Below are 18,823 nucleotides of genomic sequence, written 5' to 3'. Positions count from 1 at the left end.
GGGATAATTATTGAAATGGAATGAAACCTAGACCCTTTTGATGATAATATGTACATATAATAGAAAGTGATAGGAGTATTATGGTGAAAAAAGTACAGATTTTATTATCTACCTATAATGGAGAAAAATATGTAGCTCAGCAGCTGGACAGTCTTCTCCAACAGGATTATCAAAACTTGGAAATACTGGTTCGTGACGATGGCTCGAAGGATCAAACGGTCAACATAATAGAATCTTATGCAGCCGAACATTCGAATATCCAGTTGATCAAGACTGTGAATAAAGGAGTTATCTCCAGTTTCTTTGAATTGGTGGAAAAAGCATCAGATTCCGCTGAGTACTTTGCCTTTTGTGATCAGGATGATTTTTGGAAGCCTACAAAGGTTTCCAGGGCAGTTGCTTTGATGGAAAAAGAAGCTGCCAGCGTTCCTGTCTTATATTTTTCACGCCTGGAAATTGTCGATGAGAATCTGCAATTTTTAAAGCATTCTCAAATTCCTCCGAAAGGTGTCGGCTTTGAAAATGCCTTGATTCAAAATGTGGCGACAGGATGCACGATTCATTTTAACAAAGCAATGCGTGAGCTCTTTATTTCACATGTTCCGGCAGTGGATAAGGTTACCATGCATGATGCTTGGTTTTATTTATTGGGGGCGGCGTTTGGCAAAATTGTCTATGACCCGGAATCCCATCTCCTGTATCGTCAGCATTCCTCCAACACGTTAGGAATGGCTGACAATAAAATCAAAAGTGCAATGGTTCGCTATAAAAACTTTCAGAAAACGGGCAGGGACAAGCCATTCACAAAGCAGGCTGAGGAATTCTATCGCTTATTTAAAAATGACCTGACCGAAGCGCATCGAAAGGAAATAGAAGATTTCTTATATAAGCGGAATTCTTTTTTGAAGCGGTTGGGGTATAGCTTGAACACTCCACTTTACCGGCAGAATCATAGGGATACACTTATTTTCAAATTATTATATTCGATAAAGAGCTATTAATAGGAAAAAACGCAAAGGACTCGAGAATCCTTTGCGTTTTTTTATTCCTCACTAACTTTCATTTGCTCTTTAAACTTCCAAATATGAATGCCTTTTTTCCAGAGGAAGATTGCCATTAACATAGTAGCAAACAATTCTGTCAGTAATGAGTTATAAGCGGTTCCGACCTCTTTAAATGTCGGGATTAACAGCACAATTAAGACAATGCTGAAGATGCTGGAATAAATATAGATGCGTGATAATTGTTTTTTATAATCAAAGTTAATCATCGTTAGGGTTCCAAACACATTGGCCCATCCCAAAATCAGCGGTAGCCCAGCCATAATGTACAGCAAAGGAATACTATTCTCATATTCAGGACCAATCAAAACCACATACTTCGCAAAAAGTACCACGAAGAGGGACAGAATTCCCATCAGCACGGTAATCAAAATAAATAATTTATTGAGCATATTTAAAGCAGACTGTCTGGATTCCTTTAGTGCCTTGCTTAAGTAAGGATAGACAGTTTGAATCAGCGGTGCAATAATCGTGGTGATCGCTTTAATGACCCTTTCTGCACCTGCATAATAGCCTACTACGGTATTACTGGCAAAAAAGCCTAAGATGAAGGTATTACTGGTTGTATACATAGTGGTCGCAAAGGTGGAGATGAAAATATCCCATCCTTCTTTCAGTTGAAATATGATATCAGCTTTTGTTGGTAAATACAGTTTCACCTTATATTTCACGAGTACAATATATAAGGCAATCACACCAATTAGAATATATCCCAGTGAATTCAATAGAGGGACGATTAAAAATTGATCACTGTTTTTCACCAAAACAAAGATACCAATTGTAAAAATGAGTTTAGAAATAATATTCAAGATAGAGATAACTTTCATATGCTCGATCCCCTGGAAAAACCAGATTGGGAACAGTGCGTTGCCTATGGCCATTCCAAAGGTTAGGAAGTAAATAATGCTATCTTCTTGAAACTTCGGTATGAATAGGACCAATAGTAACATCACTAAGAAACAGACAATGAGCAACACCATTTTTACCGTCATGACGGATGAAAAAATCTTTGATACTTGTTGTCTATCATCACGATTTAAAGATATTTCTTTTGTTGCGGTTAAATTAAAGCCGTAATCGGTAAAAATGATAAAATATTGGATAAGAGCTTGTGCGAATTGAACCAAACCAAATTTCCCCGCACCTAATACATGCATTAAATAGGGCAGTGTGATGAGAGGCAGAATTAAGTTTAAACCTTGCACACTGGCCAAAGATAGGAAGTTAGTGATTAAACGTTTTTTATGTGACATTTAGTTTTAGAATGCTCCTTTGTTATAACCTTTTTGCACCTCTATTATCATAACGGTGAATAGGAAAAGATTCAATGAAGGAAACTAAAAAAGCCCACTTAATTTGGAAATTAAATGGGCTTTTAAGAGTTAGTTGGAATACGTATTGATTTTTGCTACTGCTTCGGATTGTAAATTTAACTGCTCGCGTAATTTGTCTGAAAGGCTTTGTCTGGTTTCATCATCTACAACCCAATACCAGCCTCCGTTAATCATTTTGCCTTCACCTTCAACTTGAAGCTTTTCAATGGATTCGGCAGCGACTTTGTAGTTAGATTGAATATCAATCATATCTGATAGATTGAGATTTGTATTGATGTTGTTCTCCAGTGCTTTGAGAATATCATCGTATTTCGTTAATGTTTTAATAGATTTGCCTTTGGCAATAATCTTGGAGATCACTTCTCGCTGTCTTTCTTCGCGGCCAAAATCTCCTCGAGGATCCGCTTTTCGCATCCGTGCGTACATCAAAGTTTCAATTCCGTTCAAATGCTGTGGTCCTTTTTCAAGGGTAACTCCGTCCAGATTAAAGGCAATTTTATTGTCAACATCAATACCGCCTACCGCGTCGACAATATCTTTGAACCCTTGCATATTGACCTTGATGTAATAATCAATCGGTACATTTAGGAAGTTTTCGACTGTATCGATTGATTCTTCAATTCCGCCATACGCATAGGCAGCGTTAATTTTCGCAATTCGATTTTTGTTTGGATTTTCATTGTTAATCAATTTTGTTCGAGTATCACGCGGGATACTTAACATAACCGTCGATTTTTTCTCAGGATTTACGGTAACTACGATCATGGAATCGGTTCTGCCGCTATCTCCATCTCGTTCATCAACCCCGACTAATAGAATGGAAATTGGATCCTTTTTCTCCACTTCCACTTTCGTCTCACGTTTTTTGGAAACTTCTCTGGAAATTGGTTTATTCATTTTATCAACGGCTTTGGCAACATCTGAATACACATTATAGAAATAAACGCCCCCGCCAACTAATAGAACGAAAACTATGAATAATGTAAATCGTAGCCATTTTTTTGGTCTTCGTCTCTTTCTTTTTACACTTTCTCTAGTAGAATTCATTTATAGTAATCCCCTCTTTACAGGTTTAGTCTTAAAATTTGACAATCATAACCTAAATTATAATATCCAGCAACCATTAGTGCAATTAAAAATAGAAAAAAATCGACAGTTAGAAGTGTAAATTTTGACACGATGGTGCTATAATTGACTTTTGTTATCCCTATTCATTTGTTTTTTTGCATCAACATTTTTGAATGTAGGCTAATCCCCTTGCAGAAAATAACAAGGAACCTTTAACCAGAATGTGATGAAAGAGTGTGGAAAAATGGCTAATGCAAAAGTTGCAATTAGTATTGTGACCTATAACAGCAAACATATTTTTAATGTACTGGACCAATTAAAGAAGGAATTTGGAAAAGACGACAAATTTCGCTTTGTTCTATTTGATAACAATTCAAATGAAGATTATAAAAACCGTTTAAAAGAATATCAGGATTTTGCCGAGATTACCTTTCACAATGAAAATAGAGGTTTTGGGTTCGGGCACAATTATAATTTACTGACCGCCCCGGAAAAATACTTCTTGGTGTTTAACCCTGATATTATTTTAGTAAAAGAAGACCTGCTGCAAATGATCAAAATCCTTGATCGGGATGAATCGATTGGGTTAGTCGTTCCCCGGGTGCTAAATTCAGATGGGACACCGCAGCATTTAATGCGTGATCGCGTTTCAGTTTTCGATTATTTTTTACGCTTTGTACCGTTCCAATTTGTAAAAAACATGTTTGACAAACGGCTTTCAACCTATGAACTTAGAGATATCCCTACTGATCGAGAAGTGGACATACGGATTGGCTCTGGATGTTTTATGTTATTGCGCAGCAGTGATTTCAAGGCAGTTGGCGGATTTGATGAACGTTATTTCATGTACTTTGAGGACTATGATCTTTGTATAAAATTAAAACAACAAAATAAACGAATTGTGTTTACCCCGTTTTCCCAAGTGGTGCACTTTTATGAACGTGGTGCTCACAAAAGTGGAAAATTATTTAGGATATTTATGCAATCCATGTACAAATATTTCAATAAATGGGGTTGGCGTTGGTTTTAAAGAAGAGAAGTGCTAAAAGATTGTCTCATAAAAGTGTCCATCAATATTGATACTAAATAAAAGCCCTATTCTATCATTGGAAAAGATGGGTGGAAGGTTGTAGGAGAGGTATTCTTTCATGAATAAGTTTGAAAAAGTATTATTAACCGTATTCTTTGTAGAATTGTTTGTTGGCGGCGGTGGAAGGCTGATTGATTTTGGCATCGTCTCGATCCGGCAAGTTTTATTTCTATTATTGTTGCTGACTTATGTCTATCGCATCATTAAAGATAAGGCAATTTTTGATAAAAATAGTAATACCTTTATTCGTTTTAATGCTGTAACCATTGGTATTTATGTATTATTGGTTTGGTTTGTAGCAAGTAGTCTGATTGGCTATCTTCATGGACATCCATTAGGGGCCATCGTGACTGATTTTCTAAGGGTATCCTACTTCGTTGTTTATTTCCCGCTCGCCTACTATATTGCCAAAGACCGTTTCTCGATTCAGCGAATTATGGTGCTATTGAAATATAGTGCTGTAGCGGTGGCGATTTTTACGATATCTGTTTCGATTTTGGGAAAAACCGTGTTTGCCAGTAATTTCGGAACCTTTTATGATGCGATAAACTCGGTCATGAAGGATGATTTATTTTTCAGACCAAGCAATAGTGTTTTTTACAAAAGCCATTTCTTTGTGCTCATCGGGCTGGTCCTCGCTTTTAATGATTTGTTAAATAAAAATAAAAGCAAGCTGAATATTACCCTTGTGATTTTAGGTTCCATTTCCGTGCTTTGGTCTGAAACCCGCGGATTCCTGCTTGCATTTATGTTAATTGTGCTTGCCATCATTGTTCTTGATGCGAAAGTTCTGGTTGACCCCATTAAGGGTCTGGCCAAAAAGATTGAACAGCTGATACATTCAAAAGAATTTGTAAGGAAGTTTGCCATTTCATTAGTAGTCATGATTGCCGTACCTTTCTTGTACAAATATATGACACTGGAACGCTTTGAGGTAACAAATGTTCAGCAGTCGGCTGAAGAAAATGCTAAAAATAAGGGTGAAGTGAATGATACGAGTGTAAATGCTCGGATGGAATTCATCACTGCCTCCAAGGACATCCTTGTTAAGCCGACGAATCTGGTATTTGGTACTGGATATGGAACAGAAATTGCCGGGAGAATCACAGGGATTGAAATGAGCTTTTTAGATATCTTGGTCGAGCAGGGAGTGATTGGCCTTGCCATATGGGGATATTTATTTTTAATGATTTACTATAATTATTATATCGCTTATAAAAAAGGCCAAAGATTAACGACTCTGGATCTCTCCCTATTAGCGACGTTTTTAGGCATTTTATTATTAACAAATATTAATCCGTTTATTAACAATCCAATCGGAATTAGTTTCTTCTTGGTGGTACTGATTGCTTCACAAACCAGGAAGGAACTGCGCGTAAATGAGGAATATAAATGAACATCACAATGGTAGTGGTTTTATATAATGTAAACCCTGAAAATTGTAAAACGTTTCATTCATTAAAGCAAACCTTGTTTTCCAGTCATGAACCGTTAAAGGATATTGACATTATTCTATATGATAATAGTCCTGACAAACATGAGTTTACTCCCATAGAATATGAGGGGAACCACATTTCATACGTGCATGATCCCCGAAATTTGGGAATTGCCACAGCCTACAATTATGCGTTAGCACAGGCTATTGCTAATGGCAGCAAATGGCTGCTGCTTTTAGACCATGATACCGAATTAACAGCGGACTATTTTGAAAAAGCATTGAACTTACCGGATCTTCCTGAAAAGGTGGCAGCTGTTGTTCCGAAAATTATCAGTGAAAACACCATGATTTCACCGGTTTATACCACGTCATTACGACCATTGCAGGGAGACCGTCCAAAGGAAGGGCTTCAGGAGCAGGAAGTTATGGCCATCAATTCCGGTACACTCTTGAAGGTGGATTTTTTGCAGTCCATCAAGGGTTTTAATTCATCTTTTCCATTGGATTACCTAGATCATTGGCTATTTCATCAAGTATATGCCCAGCAAAGAAAGGTTTGGATTTTGCCTGTAACGTTAGAGCATGAATTATCGGTTATGGATTACAGCAGAGTATCACTCAAACGGTATCAAAGTATTTTAAATTCAGAAATTCATTTTTACCAAAATTATAAACAAGATTTATTCCAAGCCTATAAAAAACAGTTGGCGAAGCGCTTTCTCAAGCAACTGTTATTAGTGAAAAATAAACAAATTGCCTTGTACACTTTACGGAAGTTTTTTTCAATTTAAAAGGAGTTAAGTCATGATGTTATCTGTTTGTATGGCAACATATAATGGAGAGCCATTCATTGTTCGACAGCTGGATTCGGTGCTGAAACAATTGAGCCCAAATGATGAAGTCATCATTGTCGATGATGGTTCTAAGGACAGAACGATTCCGCTTATTAAAGAAACATATGGCGACAGGGTTCAGGTTTATGTAAATGAGAAAAATGTAGGAGCGATTAAAAGTTTTGAAAAAGCGATATCTTTGGCTAAGGGAGATATCCTTTTTCTATGCGATCAGGACGATGTTTGGGAGGATCGAAAGGTGTCTGAAATTGTCCGGGCCTTTGAGGACCCCGGAACGACATTGGTGGTCCACGATGCGAGCGTGGTGGATGGCCATCTCAAGGTCATTGATCCATCTTGGAACCACTACAATGCCAATAACATAAATCAAGGAATTGTAGGGAATATAATAAAAAATGCTTTTACCGGTGCCATGATGGCTATTAGAAAGGAACTGGTGTCTGACATCTTACCTTTTCCTCCATCCATTGAAATGCATGATCAGTGGATTGCCCTTGTTTGTATGATGAAGAAGCAAAAAATCACGTATATTGATCAACCGTTGATGAAATATGTCCGTCACGGAGGAAATGTGACAGGAATGAAGAAACGATCTTTATCTTCCCAGCTAAAAGGGAGAGTTAAAACGCTTTCCGCTATCACGAGATACAAATTTCAGTGATTTTACGTTTTTGTTACATTTTTTATTATGTTTGTCTTTTTTTGGGCTCCTTCATTATAATGGGGAAGGGCCAATATGACGATAATTGTAGAAGATTAGAAGAAGGAGTTGTCATTTATGAAAGGTATTATTCTCGCAGGCGGTAGTGGTACAAGACTTTACCCACTGACAAAGGTCGTATCTAAACAGCTTTTACCGGTTTATGATAAACCGATGATCTATTATCCGCTTTCCGTATTAATGTTAGCTGGAATCAAAGATATTTTAATCATTTCCACTCCTGAAGATACCCATCGTTTTGAACAAATTTTGGGAGACGGATCCGATTTAGGGATGAATTTTACATATAAAATCCAGCCGCATCCAGGCGGATTAGCCCAAGCATTCATTTTGGGCGATGAATTTATTGGTGACGATCATGTAGCATTAGTGCTCGGAGACAATATCTTCTACGGCCATGGATTAACCAATTTATTACGTAAAGCGGCTGCTCGAGAAACAGGGGCAACCGTGTTCGGTTATTACGTGAATGATCCTGAACGATTTGGCGTGGTTGAATTCGATCAAGAGGGAATGGCTGTTTCTATTGAAGAAAAACCAGAGATGCCAAAATCTAATTACGCTGTCACAGGCCTTTATTTTTATGATAATCGTGTAGTTGACATTGCGAAAAATATTAAGCCATCGGCACGTGGTGAACTTGAAATTACAGATATTAACAAAGCATACCTTGAAATGGGCGAGTTAAGTGTAGAACTCCTGGGCCGTGGTTATGCATGGCTTGACACGGGTACACATGCATCATTGTTAGAGGCATCCCAGTTTATTGAAACGGTTGAAAAAAGACAATCCTTAAAAATTGCCTGCCTTGAAGAGATTGCTTACAAAATGGGTTATATTACAAAAGAGAAGCTGTTGGAATTGGCTGAGCCATTAAAGAAAAATCAATATGGTCAATACCTGCTCAAAATTGCCAGTCAAGGAACGAAATGATAAGCGAGGTTAACAACAAATGAATATAATGGAAACAAAATTACCAGGTGTAAAAATCCTTGAACCAAAAGTGTTTGGCGACCACCGTGGTTATTTTATGGAAAGCTATAATAAAGAACTGTTCGAAAAGCTTGGTTTACATTATGACTTTGTTCAGGACAACCAGTCATTGTCTGCGCCAACCGGCACCTTAAGGGGGCTGCATTTTCAGTTGAATCCGAAGGCACAAACCAAAGTTGTCCGATGTATCACTGGAGCGATTTATGATGTCGCAGTAGATATCCGTAAAGGCTCTCCAACATATGGACAATGGGTTGGCGTTATCCTTAGTTCGGAAAATAAACGCCAGTTATTAGTGCCAAAAGGTTTTGCGCATGGCTTCTGCACATTGGTGCCTGACACCACAGTAGCCTATAAAGTGGACGAGTATTATTCTCCAGAACATGACGGGGGAATCCTGTGGAATGATCCGGATTTAGGCATTGATTGGCCAACTTCCAATCCAATCCTGTCTGAAAAGGATACAAAACATCCTAGATTAAAGGATGCAACCCATCTTAATTTTGTTTTTGAAAAATAGGAGGCTTACAAAATGAAACTATTAGTGACAGGCGGTGCCGGCTTTATCGGCAGCAATTTTGTCCGCTATATGGTAAATAAATACCCTGAATACCAAATTGTTAACTTAGATTTATTAACCTATGCAGGAAATCTGGAGAACTTAAAGGACATTGAACATAAACCAAACTATAAATTCGTGCGCGGAGATATCGCAGACCGCGAGTTTGTTCAAGGGCTTTTCCAAGAAGAAAAATTTGATTATGTCTTGAACTTTGCGGCTGAATCCCATGTGGACCGCAGTATTACCGACCCTGGCATTTTCGTACAAACCAATATTCAAGGTACATTGGCATTGCTTGATGCGGCTAAAAGCTTTGGCGTGAAAAAATACTTGCAGGTTTCAACAGACGAAGTGTACGGTACACTTGGTGAAACTGGCTACTTTAGTGAAGAAACTCCACTTGCCGCAAATAGCCCTTACAGTGCAAGTAAAGCAGGGGCAGACTTGCTTGTTCGTGCTTATCACGAAACCTTTGGATTACCAACGAATATTACTCGTTGTTCCAACAACTATGGACCATATCACTTCCCTGAGAAGTTGATCCCATTAATGATTATTAATGCGTTGAATGACAAAGAGCTTCCAGTATACGGTGATGGATTAAATATCCGCGACTGGCTTCATGTAGAGGACCATTGCCAAGCGATTGACCTTGTACTGCATAAAGGCCGTGTTGGTGAAGTATACAATGTTGGCGGTAATAACGAACGCACCAATATTGATATCGTTAAAACGATTCTAAAAGCTTTAGGCAAACCGGAATCTTTAATCAAATATGTAACTGATCGTCCAGGCCATGACCGCCGCTATGCAATCGATGCAACTAAGCTTCGTACAGAGCTTGGCTGGTCACCTAAATATACATTTGATACTGGTATTGAACAAACAATCAACTGGTATTTAAACAATAAAGAATGGTGGGAAAACATCATTTCCGGCGACTATCAGGACTACTTTAAATCTCAATATGGCGAAAGATTGGGAGCAGAGTAATGAAGGTTGTTGTTACAGGTGCTGCTGGTCAATTAGGTCAGGATGTTGTTAAGGAATTGGAGAAAAAGGGTCATCAGGCGGTTGGAATTGATCGTTCAGAATTAGATATTACGGTTGAGGCAGATGTTTTGGCTTATATGAACGAAGTGAAGCCTGATGCGATTCTTCATTGTGCTGCTTATACCAATGTGGATGCAGCGGAAGAAAATGAAGAAGTGGCGTATCAAATCAATGCGCTGGGAACAGAATATTTGGCAAAAGCTGCGAAACAAACAGGGGCCAAACTGCTTTATATCAGCACTGACTATGTGTTTAACGGGAATGCTACTGAACCTTATGAAACGGATCATCCAACAGATCCGATTGGGGCATACGGTAGAACGAAATTGGCTGGTGAACAGCTGCTGCAAAAGCACTTAGAGCAATTTTTCATTGTCCGTACAGCATGGGTCTTTGGTGCATATGGGCAGAACTTTGTCAAAACCATGCTGCGTCTTGGAAAAGAACGGGGTGAAGTGGGTGTCGTCCATGATCAGGTCGGTTCCCCAACCTATACCGTTGATTTGGCCAGGTTCATGGTAGAATTAGTGGAAACAGATCGATATGGTGTTTATCATGCTACAAACAATGGAGTTTGTTCATGGTACGAATTTGCTGTGGAAATTTTCAAGCAAGCTGGAGTAGAGGTGAAGGTAAATCCGTTAACAACGGAGCAGTTCCCACGCCCTGCCGCAAGACCAAAATATTCGGTTCTAAGCAAGAAGATGCTGGAGGAGCAGGGTTTCACACCGCTTCAGGATTGGAAGGCTGCTTTGGATGCTTATCTCATTGAAACGAATGAAAAAAAATAAAATCTCCTTTAAGATGGTTCTAAAAGAGAATGGGAATGAATAACCTGAAAAGGGTCTGCCACAGTCTATGACTGTGGTTTTTTTTTCACCGCTTTTTCACTCTTTTATGGGAAGATAAAAATATTGAGGACTTGGTGAAATTTTTGCAGGTTCTTGAAACTTTCCGCGTTTTTTGACGTCTATACATATTGGTATGCCCTAAATGGTACGAGGTCGCTAAATAAGATGGAAACCTTCATTTCATGTAAGTTATTAGTCTATTTTTTTAAGAAATAGTGGTCTTGAAAAGAGGTGTTTATTTCTTTAACTGGGTGTGCTATAATCCTTTAGGATAATGTTTAAATAAATGTTTTATCTAATTTTTGGAAATTATGTCGAATTTGGATATATAATCACGGAGGCGCTGTATGTTATTTTATTTGACTCTAGTAATCTGTTTTTTTGCGGCAATACTCCTTACCCCGTTAGTAAAAATGTTTGCTTTTAAAATTGGAGCAACTGATAAACCAAATAAACGAAAAGTTCATTCGAAAATTATGCCAAGGTTAGGTGGTTTGGCCATCTATTTAAGCTTTTTGATTGGTGTACTGATCTTTAAGCCAGCTGGCGAATTTCATCTTCCGATTATGCTGGGCGCTTTTATCATCATCTTGACAGGGATGTTGGATGATGTGAAGGAGATCTCACCAAAGGTCAAATTGGCAGGTCAGGTTGCGGCGGCAGCAATTGTTGTCATTTATGGAGGCTTGAACATTGAATTTATTAAATTGCCATTTGGTGGAACCATCGATTTTGGTTACTTCAGCGTTCCATTGACTATGATCTGGATTATTGGTATTACGAATGCTATCAATTTAATTGATGGTTTGGATGGCCTTGCAGGGGGCGTTTCCTCCATTGCTTTGTTAACAATTGGTGGAATGTCCATTGTTATGGGGAACAGTTATGTTACGATTATGGCATTCATTGTCACTGCTGCGACTATCGGTTTCTTATTTTACAACTTCCATCCTGCTAAGATTTTTATGGGAGACACGGGTGCGTTGTTCTTAGGATATATCATTTCCGTGCTGTCATTGCTGGGATATAAAAATGTAACGTTTATCTCCTTGGTAATCCCAGTAATCATTCTGGGCGTACCAATCTCAGATACATTCTTTGCGATTATCCGTCGTCTAGTAAACAAGCAGCCTCTATCTGCACCGGATAAATCACATCTACACCATTGCTTATTAAAAGCAGGATTTTCACATCGCCAAACCGTTTTATTGATTTATGCCATGGCTGCTATTTTCGGTCTAGTTGCGTTTATCTTCTCACAAGCAACTGTCTGGGGATCCGTTATGGTCATCTTAGTCCTACTGATTATCATTGAATTATTCGTTGAAAAGATCGGGCTCGTTCGTGAAGATTATAAGCCTCTGTTGAAATTTATAAAAGGCTTTAAACCGATTAATCTACGTAACCGATAAAGTCTAGAACCCTTTGGGTTTTAGGCTTTTTTTTGTTCTAGTACCCTTCCGATTTTTTACCATCCATTTTCGTGTTTTCGATTTCCTCCAAATGGACAAACTAAAATGAAGGAGGATTTTTTATGCTGTTTCTCACCTTGGTAGTATGTTTTGTCATTTCAGTACTTATAACTCCTATCGTAAAAAAATTCGCCCTTATGATCGGAGCAACCGATCGACCAAATCAACGCAAAGTCCACCAAACCATCATGCCCCGTCTGGGAGGATTGGCGATTTTTCTTAGTTTTATAATCGGAATAATCTTCTTAAAACCTGAAAATCCAGCCGCTTTTGCGATTCTACTTGGAAGTTTCATTATTGTAATAACCGGGGTTTTAGACGATATGTTCGAGCTGCCGGCAAAGTATAAACTCCTAGGGCAATTGATCGCAGCTTGTGTTGTGGTATTTATTGGAGGACTTAATGTCGTGTTCATCAACCTTCCATTTGGCGGGCAGTTTCAATTTGGGCTATTAAGTGTTCCCATTACGATCCTCTGGATTGTCGGAATTACCAATGCCATTAATCTCATTGACGGGCTTGACGGTTTGGCTGCAGGAGTGTCGTCAATTGCCTTAATTACCATCTCGGGAATTGCTTTTCTCCAAGGAAACCTCTATGTGGTGGCTGTAGGCTTAATTGTATTAGTGAGTATTCTAGGTTTCCTATTTTACAATTTCCATCCGGCAAGCATTTTTATGGGGGATACGGGGGCACTCTTTCTAGGCTACATCATTTCAGTGCTATCCTTACTTGGTTTTAAAAATATTACCTTCATTTCTTTTATTATCCCGGTCATCATTCTCGGGGTACCGATTTCCGACACCTTTTTTGCCATTCTCCGGCGGATCATCAACAAAAAGCCTTTGTCAGCTCCGGATAAATCTCACTTGCATCATTGCATGCTTCGGATGGGCTATACTCACAGGCAAACCGTTTTGCTGATTTATGCCATGGCCGCATTTTTTGGCTTGGTTGCGGTTATTTTTTCCCAAGCCCGCTTTGGTGGTGCACTGTTCCTGATGGCCGTAGTGGTTCTAATTATTGAAATTATCGCTGAAAAAATCGGTCTAGTGGGTCGGAACTATCGGCCATTACTCCGTATTTTCAACATCCTGAAAACGGGAACCGCCAAAAATCGAACATAATAGAGGGCCCCAAATTTAAATGGTGCCCTTTTTTAAAAAATTTTCCCAATTGTTTTCCTTCGCAAGTCCTACTATAATTTACCTTTAAGGGGACCTTACAAAATCCTCTTCCAGATAAACTGTTTCTCCTTTTTCAAAGCTGCATTGTCCGTTCGTACATTCAATCATCCAATCTGTAAAGTCTTTTGTTTTGTTTTCATCTACATAGACTTCCACTTCAACGATATCCAAATAGTGAATTTCTTTCAGTTTATACTCTGTTGAGGCACGCATTTCTTTCTCAATTTTTCCAAGCCAGGTGTAATCCATTTTGACACGCATGACCTGAACGAGCCGTCGTTCCACGATACCGACTGCTTCTAGTCCCTCTGAAGTGGCTTTCCCATAAGCCCTGATTAACCCGCTGGCCCCCAGTTTTATTCCGCCAAAATAACGGGTTACAACAACAGTGGTATCCTTTAGATGACGTTTTTTTAATACCTCCAGAATGGGTACACCAGCAGTACCACTTGGTTCACCGTCATCATTCGCTTTTTGAATCTGGTCATGTTCACCGATTAAGTAGGCTGAGCAATTATGGGTCGCATCCCAATGCTGTTTTTTAATCATCTGGATAAAATCTTGGGCCTCGGTTTCTGTTTCGGTTCGTTTTATGTGAGCAATAAATCGGGATCTTTGGATGTTGATCTCATGTTCCCCGGCTTGTTTTACTGTTAAGTATCGTGCTAGCATAGAGTTCTCCTTTCAATTTCTTTAGAGCTTAATAAAAATTTAAGAAATTTGCTGTAATATACCTTTAATATGCCTGTAACCTTCGAATGATATAATAAGTCTAGTTTAATAGGGAAAATACTAGGTGGAAAGAAGTAGAATCCTATTATTATTCTACTATTATCTCGTTAAATAGGGCATAGTCAATTAGTATGAGCGTAAATTTAGCGGAAACTTACAAAAGATGGTAAAGTATTTACAAAGCCTAAAGGGAAATCCATCCCGGAGGAATGCAAATGAAAATGACTCAAATGAATCTAAAATCTATTGATGCCATTCGTGAGGAAATGATTGCAACGGTTACGTGCAGTAAAGGTGACATTTTCCAAATAAGTGAGCAATGCCGTGAAGAGTTTGAAAGCATTACGAATGAATTAACCAGTATAAAAGAAATGATGCTTAAGCTTACTGAAGAGAGCGATCAGCTTGAGTTGCAAGTAAACCAAGCTAGGAAAAAACTGTCGACCGTAAGCCAAAACTTTAAAAACTATTCTGAGGCAATGGTCCGAGAAGCATATGAAAAGGCTCATCAGCTGCAAATGGACCTGTCCATTAACTGGCAATACAAAAAGCAACTGTTGGAAAAAAGGGACGAATTGGAACGCAGACTGCTTGGCCTAAATGATACAATTGATCGAGCAGATCAGTTGATTTCTCAAATATCTGTCGTGATGAATTATTTGCAAAGCGATTTAAAACAACTTGGTGAGGCCTTTGAAAATGCGAAAGCGAAGCAAGATTTTGGCTTGAAAATTATTGAGGCACAAGAAGAAGAACGCAAACGCTTATCCAGAGAAATACACGATGGTCCCGCACAAATGCTAGCAAATGTCATTGTTCGGTCAGATTTAATTGAACGAGTTTTTCGCGAAAAAAGTGAAGACGAGGCATTTTCTGAAATCCAAAGCTTTAAAAAAATGGTACGTTCCGCATTATATGAGGTCCGCAGAATTATTTACGACCTGCGTCCAATGGCGCTTGATGACCTAGGACTCGTACCGACTCTCAGGAAATATTTACGCACAATCGAAGAATATCATAATCACTCATGCATTGAATTTACCAATAATGGTATGGAAACCCGCTTACCTCCGAAATACGAGGTAGCTCTGTTCCGTCTAATACAGGAATCGGTGCAAAATGCCCTTAAGCATGCGAATGCCTGCCAAATTAGGGTGCAGCTTGAAATGACAACTTCAACTGTTACAGTTTTAATAAAGGATAATGGCATCGGGTTTGACCCCAGCCAGAAGAAGCCGGATTCGTTTGGTTTAATCGGAATGAGGGAGCGAGTGGACCTGTTGGATGGAGAATTGAAAGTGGATTCAAAAATTGGCAAGGGAACCGAGATTTTGATTCGTGTCCCGTTAAATGTTTGAAATTTTCCCAAGTATGTAAAATGAAGAGGATTTAGGGGGCGTATAAGATGACAACAAAAATTGCCATTATTGACGATCACCAGCTTTTTAGAGAAGGTGTTAAAAGAATACTAGAGTTCGAACCAACATTTAAGGTTGTGGCCGAAGGGGATGATGGCAGTGAGGCCTTGACCATCGTGGAAGAAGATCGTCCCGATGTGGTCATCATGGACATTAACATGCCGCAAATGAACGGTATCGAAGCGACTCGAAAATTAATTGAGGGGTATCCTGATACAAAGGTCATTATCCTATCCATCCATGACGATGAAAATTATGTTACCCATGCCTTGCAAACCGGTGCAAGCGGATATTTATTGAAAGAGATGGATGCAGACGCACTGATTGAAGCCGTTCGTGTTGTTGCTGAAGGTGGTTCATACCTCCATCCAAAGGTTACCCATAACCTAGTAAATGAATATCGCAAACTTGCGGCAGGTGTTGCCCGTGGCGGCTCTTACACGCCAATGATGGAAATTCGCCGTCCACTGCATTTACTAACCCGCCGTGAATGCGAGGTCCTGCAAATGCTGGCCGATGGAAAAAGCAACCGCGGTATCGGCGAGGCTTTGTTTATCAGTGAAAAAACCGTCAAAAATCACGTTTCTAACATATTGCAAAAGATGAACGTAAACGACCGCACCCAAGCCGTTGTCGTTGCCATCAAAAATGGCTGGGTAGAAGTGAGATAAAAATGAAGGAAGGCACGCCATGATCAGCGTGTCTTTTTTCTGTCCTAAAAATAATGCAAATTTATTCTGTTTCATATAAAATAGACATTATGCATATTGTTAAATAACAACCTGACCAACCTAGGCAGGTTAGAATATATTGCGACATAAGAGTGTTTCTTATTTGCTAATAAAGGGACAAGGATGGTATTGCACATGAAAACGGCAGTTGTCACGGATAGTACTGCATACATACCAAAAGAATTACTAGAAAAATGGAATATACATATGATCCCGTTAAACGTCATTTTCGGGAACGAGGCTTACCAAGAAGAAGTGGATCTTAACTGGAAACAGTTCTATGAGGAAGTCAAAACGAAAGAGCTCCCAACCACATCACAACCACCGATCGGCCAATTTGTCGAGCTCTTTGAAAAACTTGCAAAGGATTACGATGCCGTCGTCTGTGTGCATCTTTCCAGCGGCATAAGCGGAACGTATCAAGGTGCGATTACTGCTGGAACTATGGTGGAAGGAATTGAAGTGTTTGCGTTCGACTCGGAAGTTAGCTGTATGGTTCAAGGTTTCTACGCCCTCGAAGCTGCAGAATGGGCCGAGCGAGGCGAGCATCCCGACGCCATCATCGCCCGCCTGAAAGAATTAAAACAAACCGCCCGAGCCTATTTCATGGTGGATGACTTAAGCCACCTACAACGCGGCGGACGGCTTTCCAGCGCTGCAGCCCTGATCGGTAGCCTGCTGCAGGTCAAACCACTGCTGCACTTTGAAGACAAAGTTATCATCCCTTTTGAGAAAATCCGCACCCGCAAAAAGGCCCTAAAACGAGTGGCCGATTTGCTAGGCGAAGACGCAGCCAGCGGCGAAGATTACCGGGCCGTCATTATCCACGCCAACCGCGAGGATGAAGCCAACGAATGGCGAACCGAGCTCGAAGCCTTATACCCTAACGTTGAGTTCTCCATCGGCTACTTCGGCGCCGTCATCGGCACCCACCTCGGAGAAGGCTCCATGGGCATGGGCTGGATGAGGAAATAGATTGTATTACAGTACACCCCGATTCTTAGGGTGTTTTTTTTTTGGGGGATATGGCGTTGTTAGGGGAGTTGGCGGAAATATTGAGGAAACCCGCGGGAAAAGGGTAAAATCTCGCGGAAAAGTTGAGAAAAGACGCGGAATTAGTGCAAAATCCCGCGGGAATCCAGGTGAAATCGGCGGAAATCTGTAGATGCTCCTTTTAAAGATCCTCTCCAATTAGAGTAGCTACATCTAGTTCAGCAAGAACTAGAAAGGAGTAACTAAGGAGCAGAGTCGCGGAATAAATGCGGAAACCCGCGGGAAAAAGGAAAAAACTCGCGGAAAAGTTGAGAAAAGACGCGGAATTAGTGCAAAATCCCTCGGGAATCCAGGTGAAATCGGCGGAAATCTATAGCTGCTCCTTTTAAAGATCCTCTCCAATCAGAGCAGCTACACCTAGTTCAGCAAGAACTAGAAAGGAGTAACTAAGAAGCAGAGTCGCGGAATAAATGCGGAAACCCGCGGGAAAAAGGTAAAGTCTCGCGGAAAGGTTGAGAAAGTTGCGGAATTAGTGCAAAATCCCGCGGGAATCCAGGAAAAATCGGCGGAAATCTATAGCTTCTCCTTATAAAGATCCTCACCAATCAGAGTAGCTACACCTAGTTCAGCAAGAACTAGAAAGGAGTAACTAAGGAGCAGAGTCGCGGAATAAATGCGGAAACCCGCGGGAAAAGGTTAAAATCCCGCGGAAAAATTGAGAAAAGACGCGGAATTAGCGCAAAATCCTGCGGGAATCCAGGCAAAATCAGCGGAAATACTAACGCCTCTAAAAAAATATTTCGACAATCAGCAGGAATTTTATCTAAATACGAAGAAATATCTCAAAAAAGAAAAGGAGTGAAAAAAATTTGATATTAAAAGAACTATATCCCCCACTAAGACTTCTTCAAACAGCAGCCCTAAAGCGGCGACTAATCCCGGGGCATCCCAAACATGCTGACATCGAAAGGGACCTCGCTAGACGAATCGCTGGGTATCGTGGTGAACTAACCTTAAGCAACTACCTCAAACAATATCCGCACGATCAATACATTATTATCCACGACCTTGAGCTGCAGTACAAAGAAATCCACTTTCAAATTGACAATCTTCTCCTCTCACAAAAATGGATCCTTATGAATGAACTGAAAAATATCCAAGGCAAATTAACCTTCGATAATACATTTAATCAACTAACCCGTAAAAACGATGATGGAACAGAAGACGTTTTTGAGGATCCCAGGATTCAAGCAAAGTGGCATTAT

The 18,823-nt window shown here is 39.8% G+C and carries 18 protein-coding genes; 15 read left to right on the top strand and 3 right to left on the bottom strand.

Translation table 11 applies throughout. The features are described from left to right. Window positions 1-80 precede the first annotated feature (80 nt). The gene (locus ACI3K6_RS07140; RefSeq protein ID WP_435554268.1) at window positions 81-1,001 is read left to right on the top strand and encodes a glycosyltransferase family 2 protein; all 921 of its coding nucleotides are present in this window, start codon (window positions 81-83) and stop codon (window positions 999-1,001) included. A gap of 41 nt (window positions 1,002-1,042) precedes the next feature. Here ACI3K6_RS07140 and ACI3K6_RS07135 read toward each other — a convergent pair whose 3' ends face one another. Both ACI3K6_RS07135 and ACI3K6_RS07130 read right to left on the bottom strand, forming a co-directional pair. Beyond that, window positions 1,043-2,314, bottom strand: a complete 1,272-nt coding sequence (locus ACI3K6_RS07135; protein WP_335475352.1) for a flippase — start codon at window positions 2,312-2,314, stop codon at window positions 1,043-1,045. Window positions 2,315-2,443: 129 nt separating this feature from the next. After that, window positions 2,444-3,442 (bottom strand): LCP family glycopolymer transferase, encoded by a 999-nt coding sequence (locus tag ACI3K6_RS07130; protein WP_435554267.1) that lies wholly within the window; start codon window positions 3,440-3,442, stop codon window positions 2,444-2,446. Window positions 3,443-3,707: 265 nt separating this feature from the next. Between ACI3K6_RS07130 and ACI3K6_RS07125 the strand changes: the two genes are divergently transcribed. From ACI3K6_RS07125 to ACI3K6_RS07080, 10 genes are all read left to right on the top strand, one after another. Next, a complete protein-coding gene (locus ACI3K6_RS07125) occupies window positions 3,708-4,493 on the top strand; it encodes a glycosyltransferase family 2 protein (RefSeq protein ID WP_435554266.1) in 786 nt (261 codons plus the stop codon). Window positions 4,494-4,611: 118 nt separating this feature from the next. Then, window positions 4,612-5,949: an O-antigen ligase family protein gene (locus tag ACI3K6_RS07120; protein WP_335480748.1), complete on the top strand. Its 1,338-nt coding sequence runs from the start codon at window positions 4,612-4,614 to the stop codon at window positions 5,947-5,949. Continuing rightward, entirely contained in the window at window positions 5,946-6,782 is an 837-nt protein-coding gene (locus tag ACI3K6_RS07115; protein WP_435554265.1) for a glycosyltransferase, read from the top strand. The genes ACI3K6_RS07120 and ACI3K6_RS07115 overlap by 4 nt, the downstream gene beginning before the upstream one ends. Window positions 6,783-6,795: 13 nt before the next feature. Beyond that, on the top strand, window positions 6,796-7,506 hold the full coding sequence (locus ACI3K6_RS07110) for a glycosyltransferase family 2 protein (RefSeq protein WP_435554264.1): 711 nt from the start codon (window positions 6,796-6,798) through the stop codon (window positions 7,504-7,506). 117 nt (window positions 7,507-7,623) lie between these two features. Next, window positions 7,624-8,499 carry a glucose-1-phosphate thymidylyltransferase RfbA gene (gene rfbA, locus ACI3K6_RS07105; RefSeq protein ID WP_435554263.1) on the top strand — a complete coding sequence of 292 codons (876 nt, stop codon included), beginning with the start codon at window positions 7,624-7,626 and terminating at the stop codon, window positions 8,497-8,499. 19 nt (window positions 8,500-8,518) lie between these two features. Further along, window positions 8,519-9,079: a dTDP-4-dehydrorhamnose 3,5-epimerase gene (rfbC, locus tag ACI3K6_RS07100; protein ID WP_335480740.1), complete on the top strand. Its 561-nt coding sequence runs from the start codon at window positions 8,519-8,521 to the stop codon at window positions 9,077-9,079. Between the two features lie 12 nt (window positions 9,080-9,091). Then, window positions 9,092-10,114: a dTDP-glucose 4,6-dehydratase gene (rfbB, locus tag ACI3K6_RS07095; RefSeq protein ID WP_335480738.1), complete on the top strand. Its 1,023-nt coding sequence runs from the start codon at window positions 9,092-9,094 to the stop codon at window positions 10,112-10,114. Beyond that, on the top strand, window positions 10,114-10,965 hold the full coding sequence (rfbD, locus tag ACI3K6_RS07090) for a dTDP-4-dehydrorhamnose reductase (RefSeq protein WP_435554262.1): 852 nt from the start codon (window positions 10,114-10,116) through the stop codon (window positions 10,963-10,965). Before rfbB ends, rfbD begins: the two co-directional genes overlap by 1 nt. Window positions 10,966-11,372: 407 nt before the next feature. Further along, entirely contained in the window at window positions 11,373-12,437 is a 1,065-nt protein-coding gene (locus tag ACI3K6_RS07085; protein WP_335480734.1) for a glycosyltransferase family 4 protein, read from the top strand. Window positions 12,438-12,559: 122 nt separating this feature from the next. Beyond that, window positions 12,560-13,624 carry a glycosyltransferase family 4 protein gene (locus ACI3K6_RS07080; RefSeq protein WP_435554261.1) on the top strand — a complete coding sequence of 355 codons (1,065 nt, stop codon included), beginning with the start codon at window positions 12,560-12,562 and terminating at the stop codon, window positions 13,622-13,624. A gap of 84 nt (window positions 13,625-13,708) precedes the next feature. Here the strand turns inward: ACI3K6_RS07080 and ACI3K6_RS07075 are convergent, their stop codons facing one another. Continuing rightward, complete coding sequence (locus ACI3K6_RS07075) at window positions 13,709-14,356, bottom strand: YigZ family protein (protein WP_435554260.1); 648 nt, start codon at window positions 14,354-14,356, stop codon at window positions 13,709-13,711. Window positions 14,357-14,631: 275 nt separating this feature from the next. On the opposite strand from ACI3K6_RS07075, the gene ACI3K6_RS07070 reads away from it, so the two are divergent. The 4 genes from ACI3K6_RS07070 to ACI3K6_RS07055 form a co-directional block, all read left to right on the top strand. Next, entirely contained in the window at window positions 14,632-15,774 is a 1,143-nt protein-coding gene (locus tag ACI3K6_RS07070) for a sensor histidine kinase (RefSeq protein ID WP_335480728.1), read from the top strand. Between the two features lie 47 nt (window positions 15,775-15,821). Next, window positions 15,822-16,505, top strand: coding sequence for a response regulator transcription factor (locus tag ACI3K6_RS07065; RefSeq protein WP_335480726.1), 684 nt, complete (start codon window positions 15,822-15,824; stop codon window positions 16,503-16,505). 195 nt (window positions 16,506-16,700) lie between these two features. After that, a complete protein-coding gene (locus ACI3K6_RS07060; RefSeq protein ID WP_435554259.1) occupies window positions 16,701-17,540 on the top strand; it encodes a DegV family protein in 840 nt (279 codons plus the stop codon). A gap of 887 nt (window positions 17,541-18,427) precedes the next feature. Beyond that, window positions 18,428-18,823 (top strand): nuclease-related domain-containing protein (locus ACI3K6_RS07055; RefSeq protein ID WP_435554258.1); only part of this gene is annotated, 396 nt, incomplete at its 3' end.

The organism is Neobacillus solisequens, assembly GCF_051233465.1.
In the GTDB taxonomy this organism is placed as follows: Bacteria; Bacillota; Bacilli; order Bacillales; family Cytobacillaceae; genus Neobacillus.
This window is presented reverse-complemented; position numbering and strand designations above follow the sequence as displayed.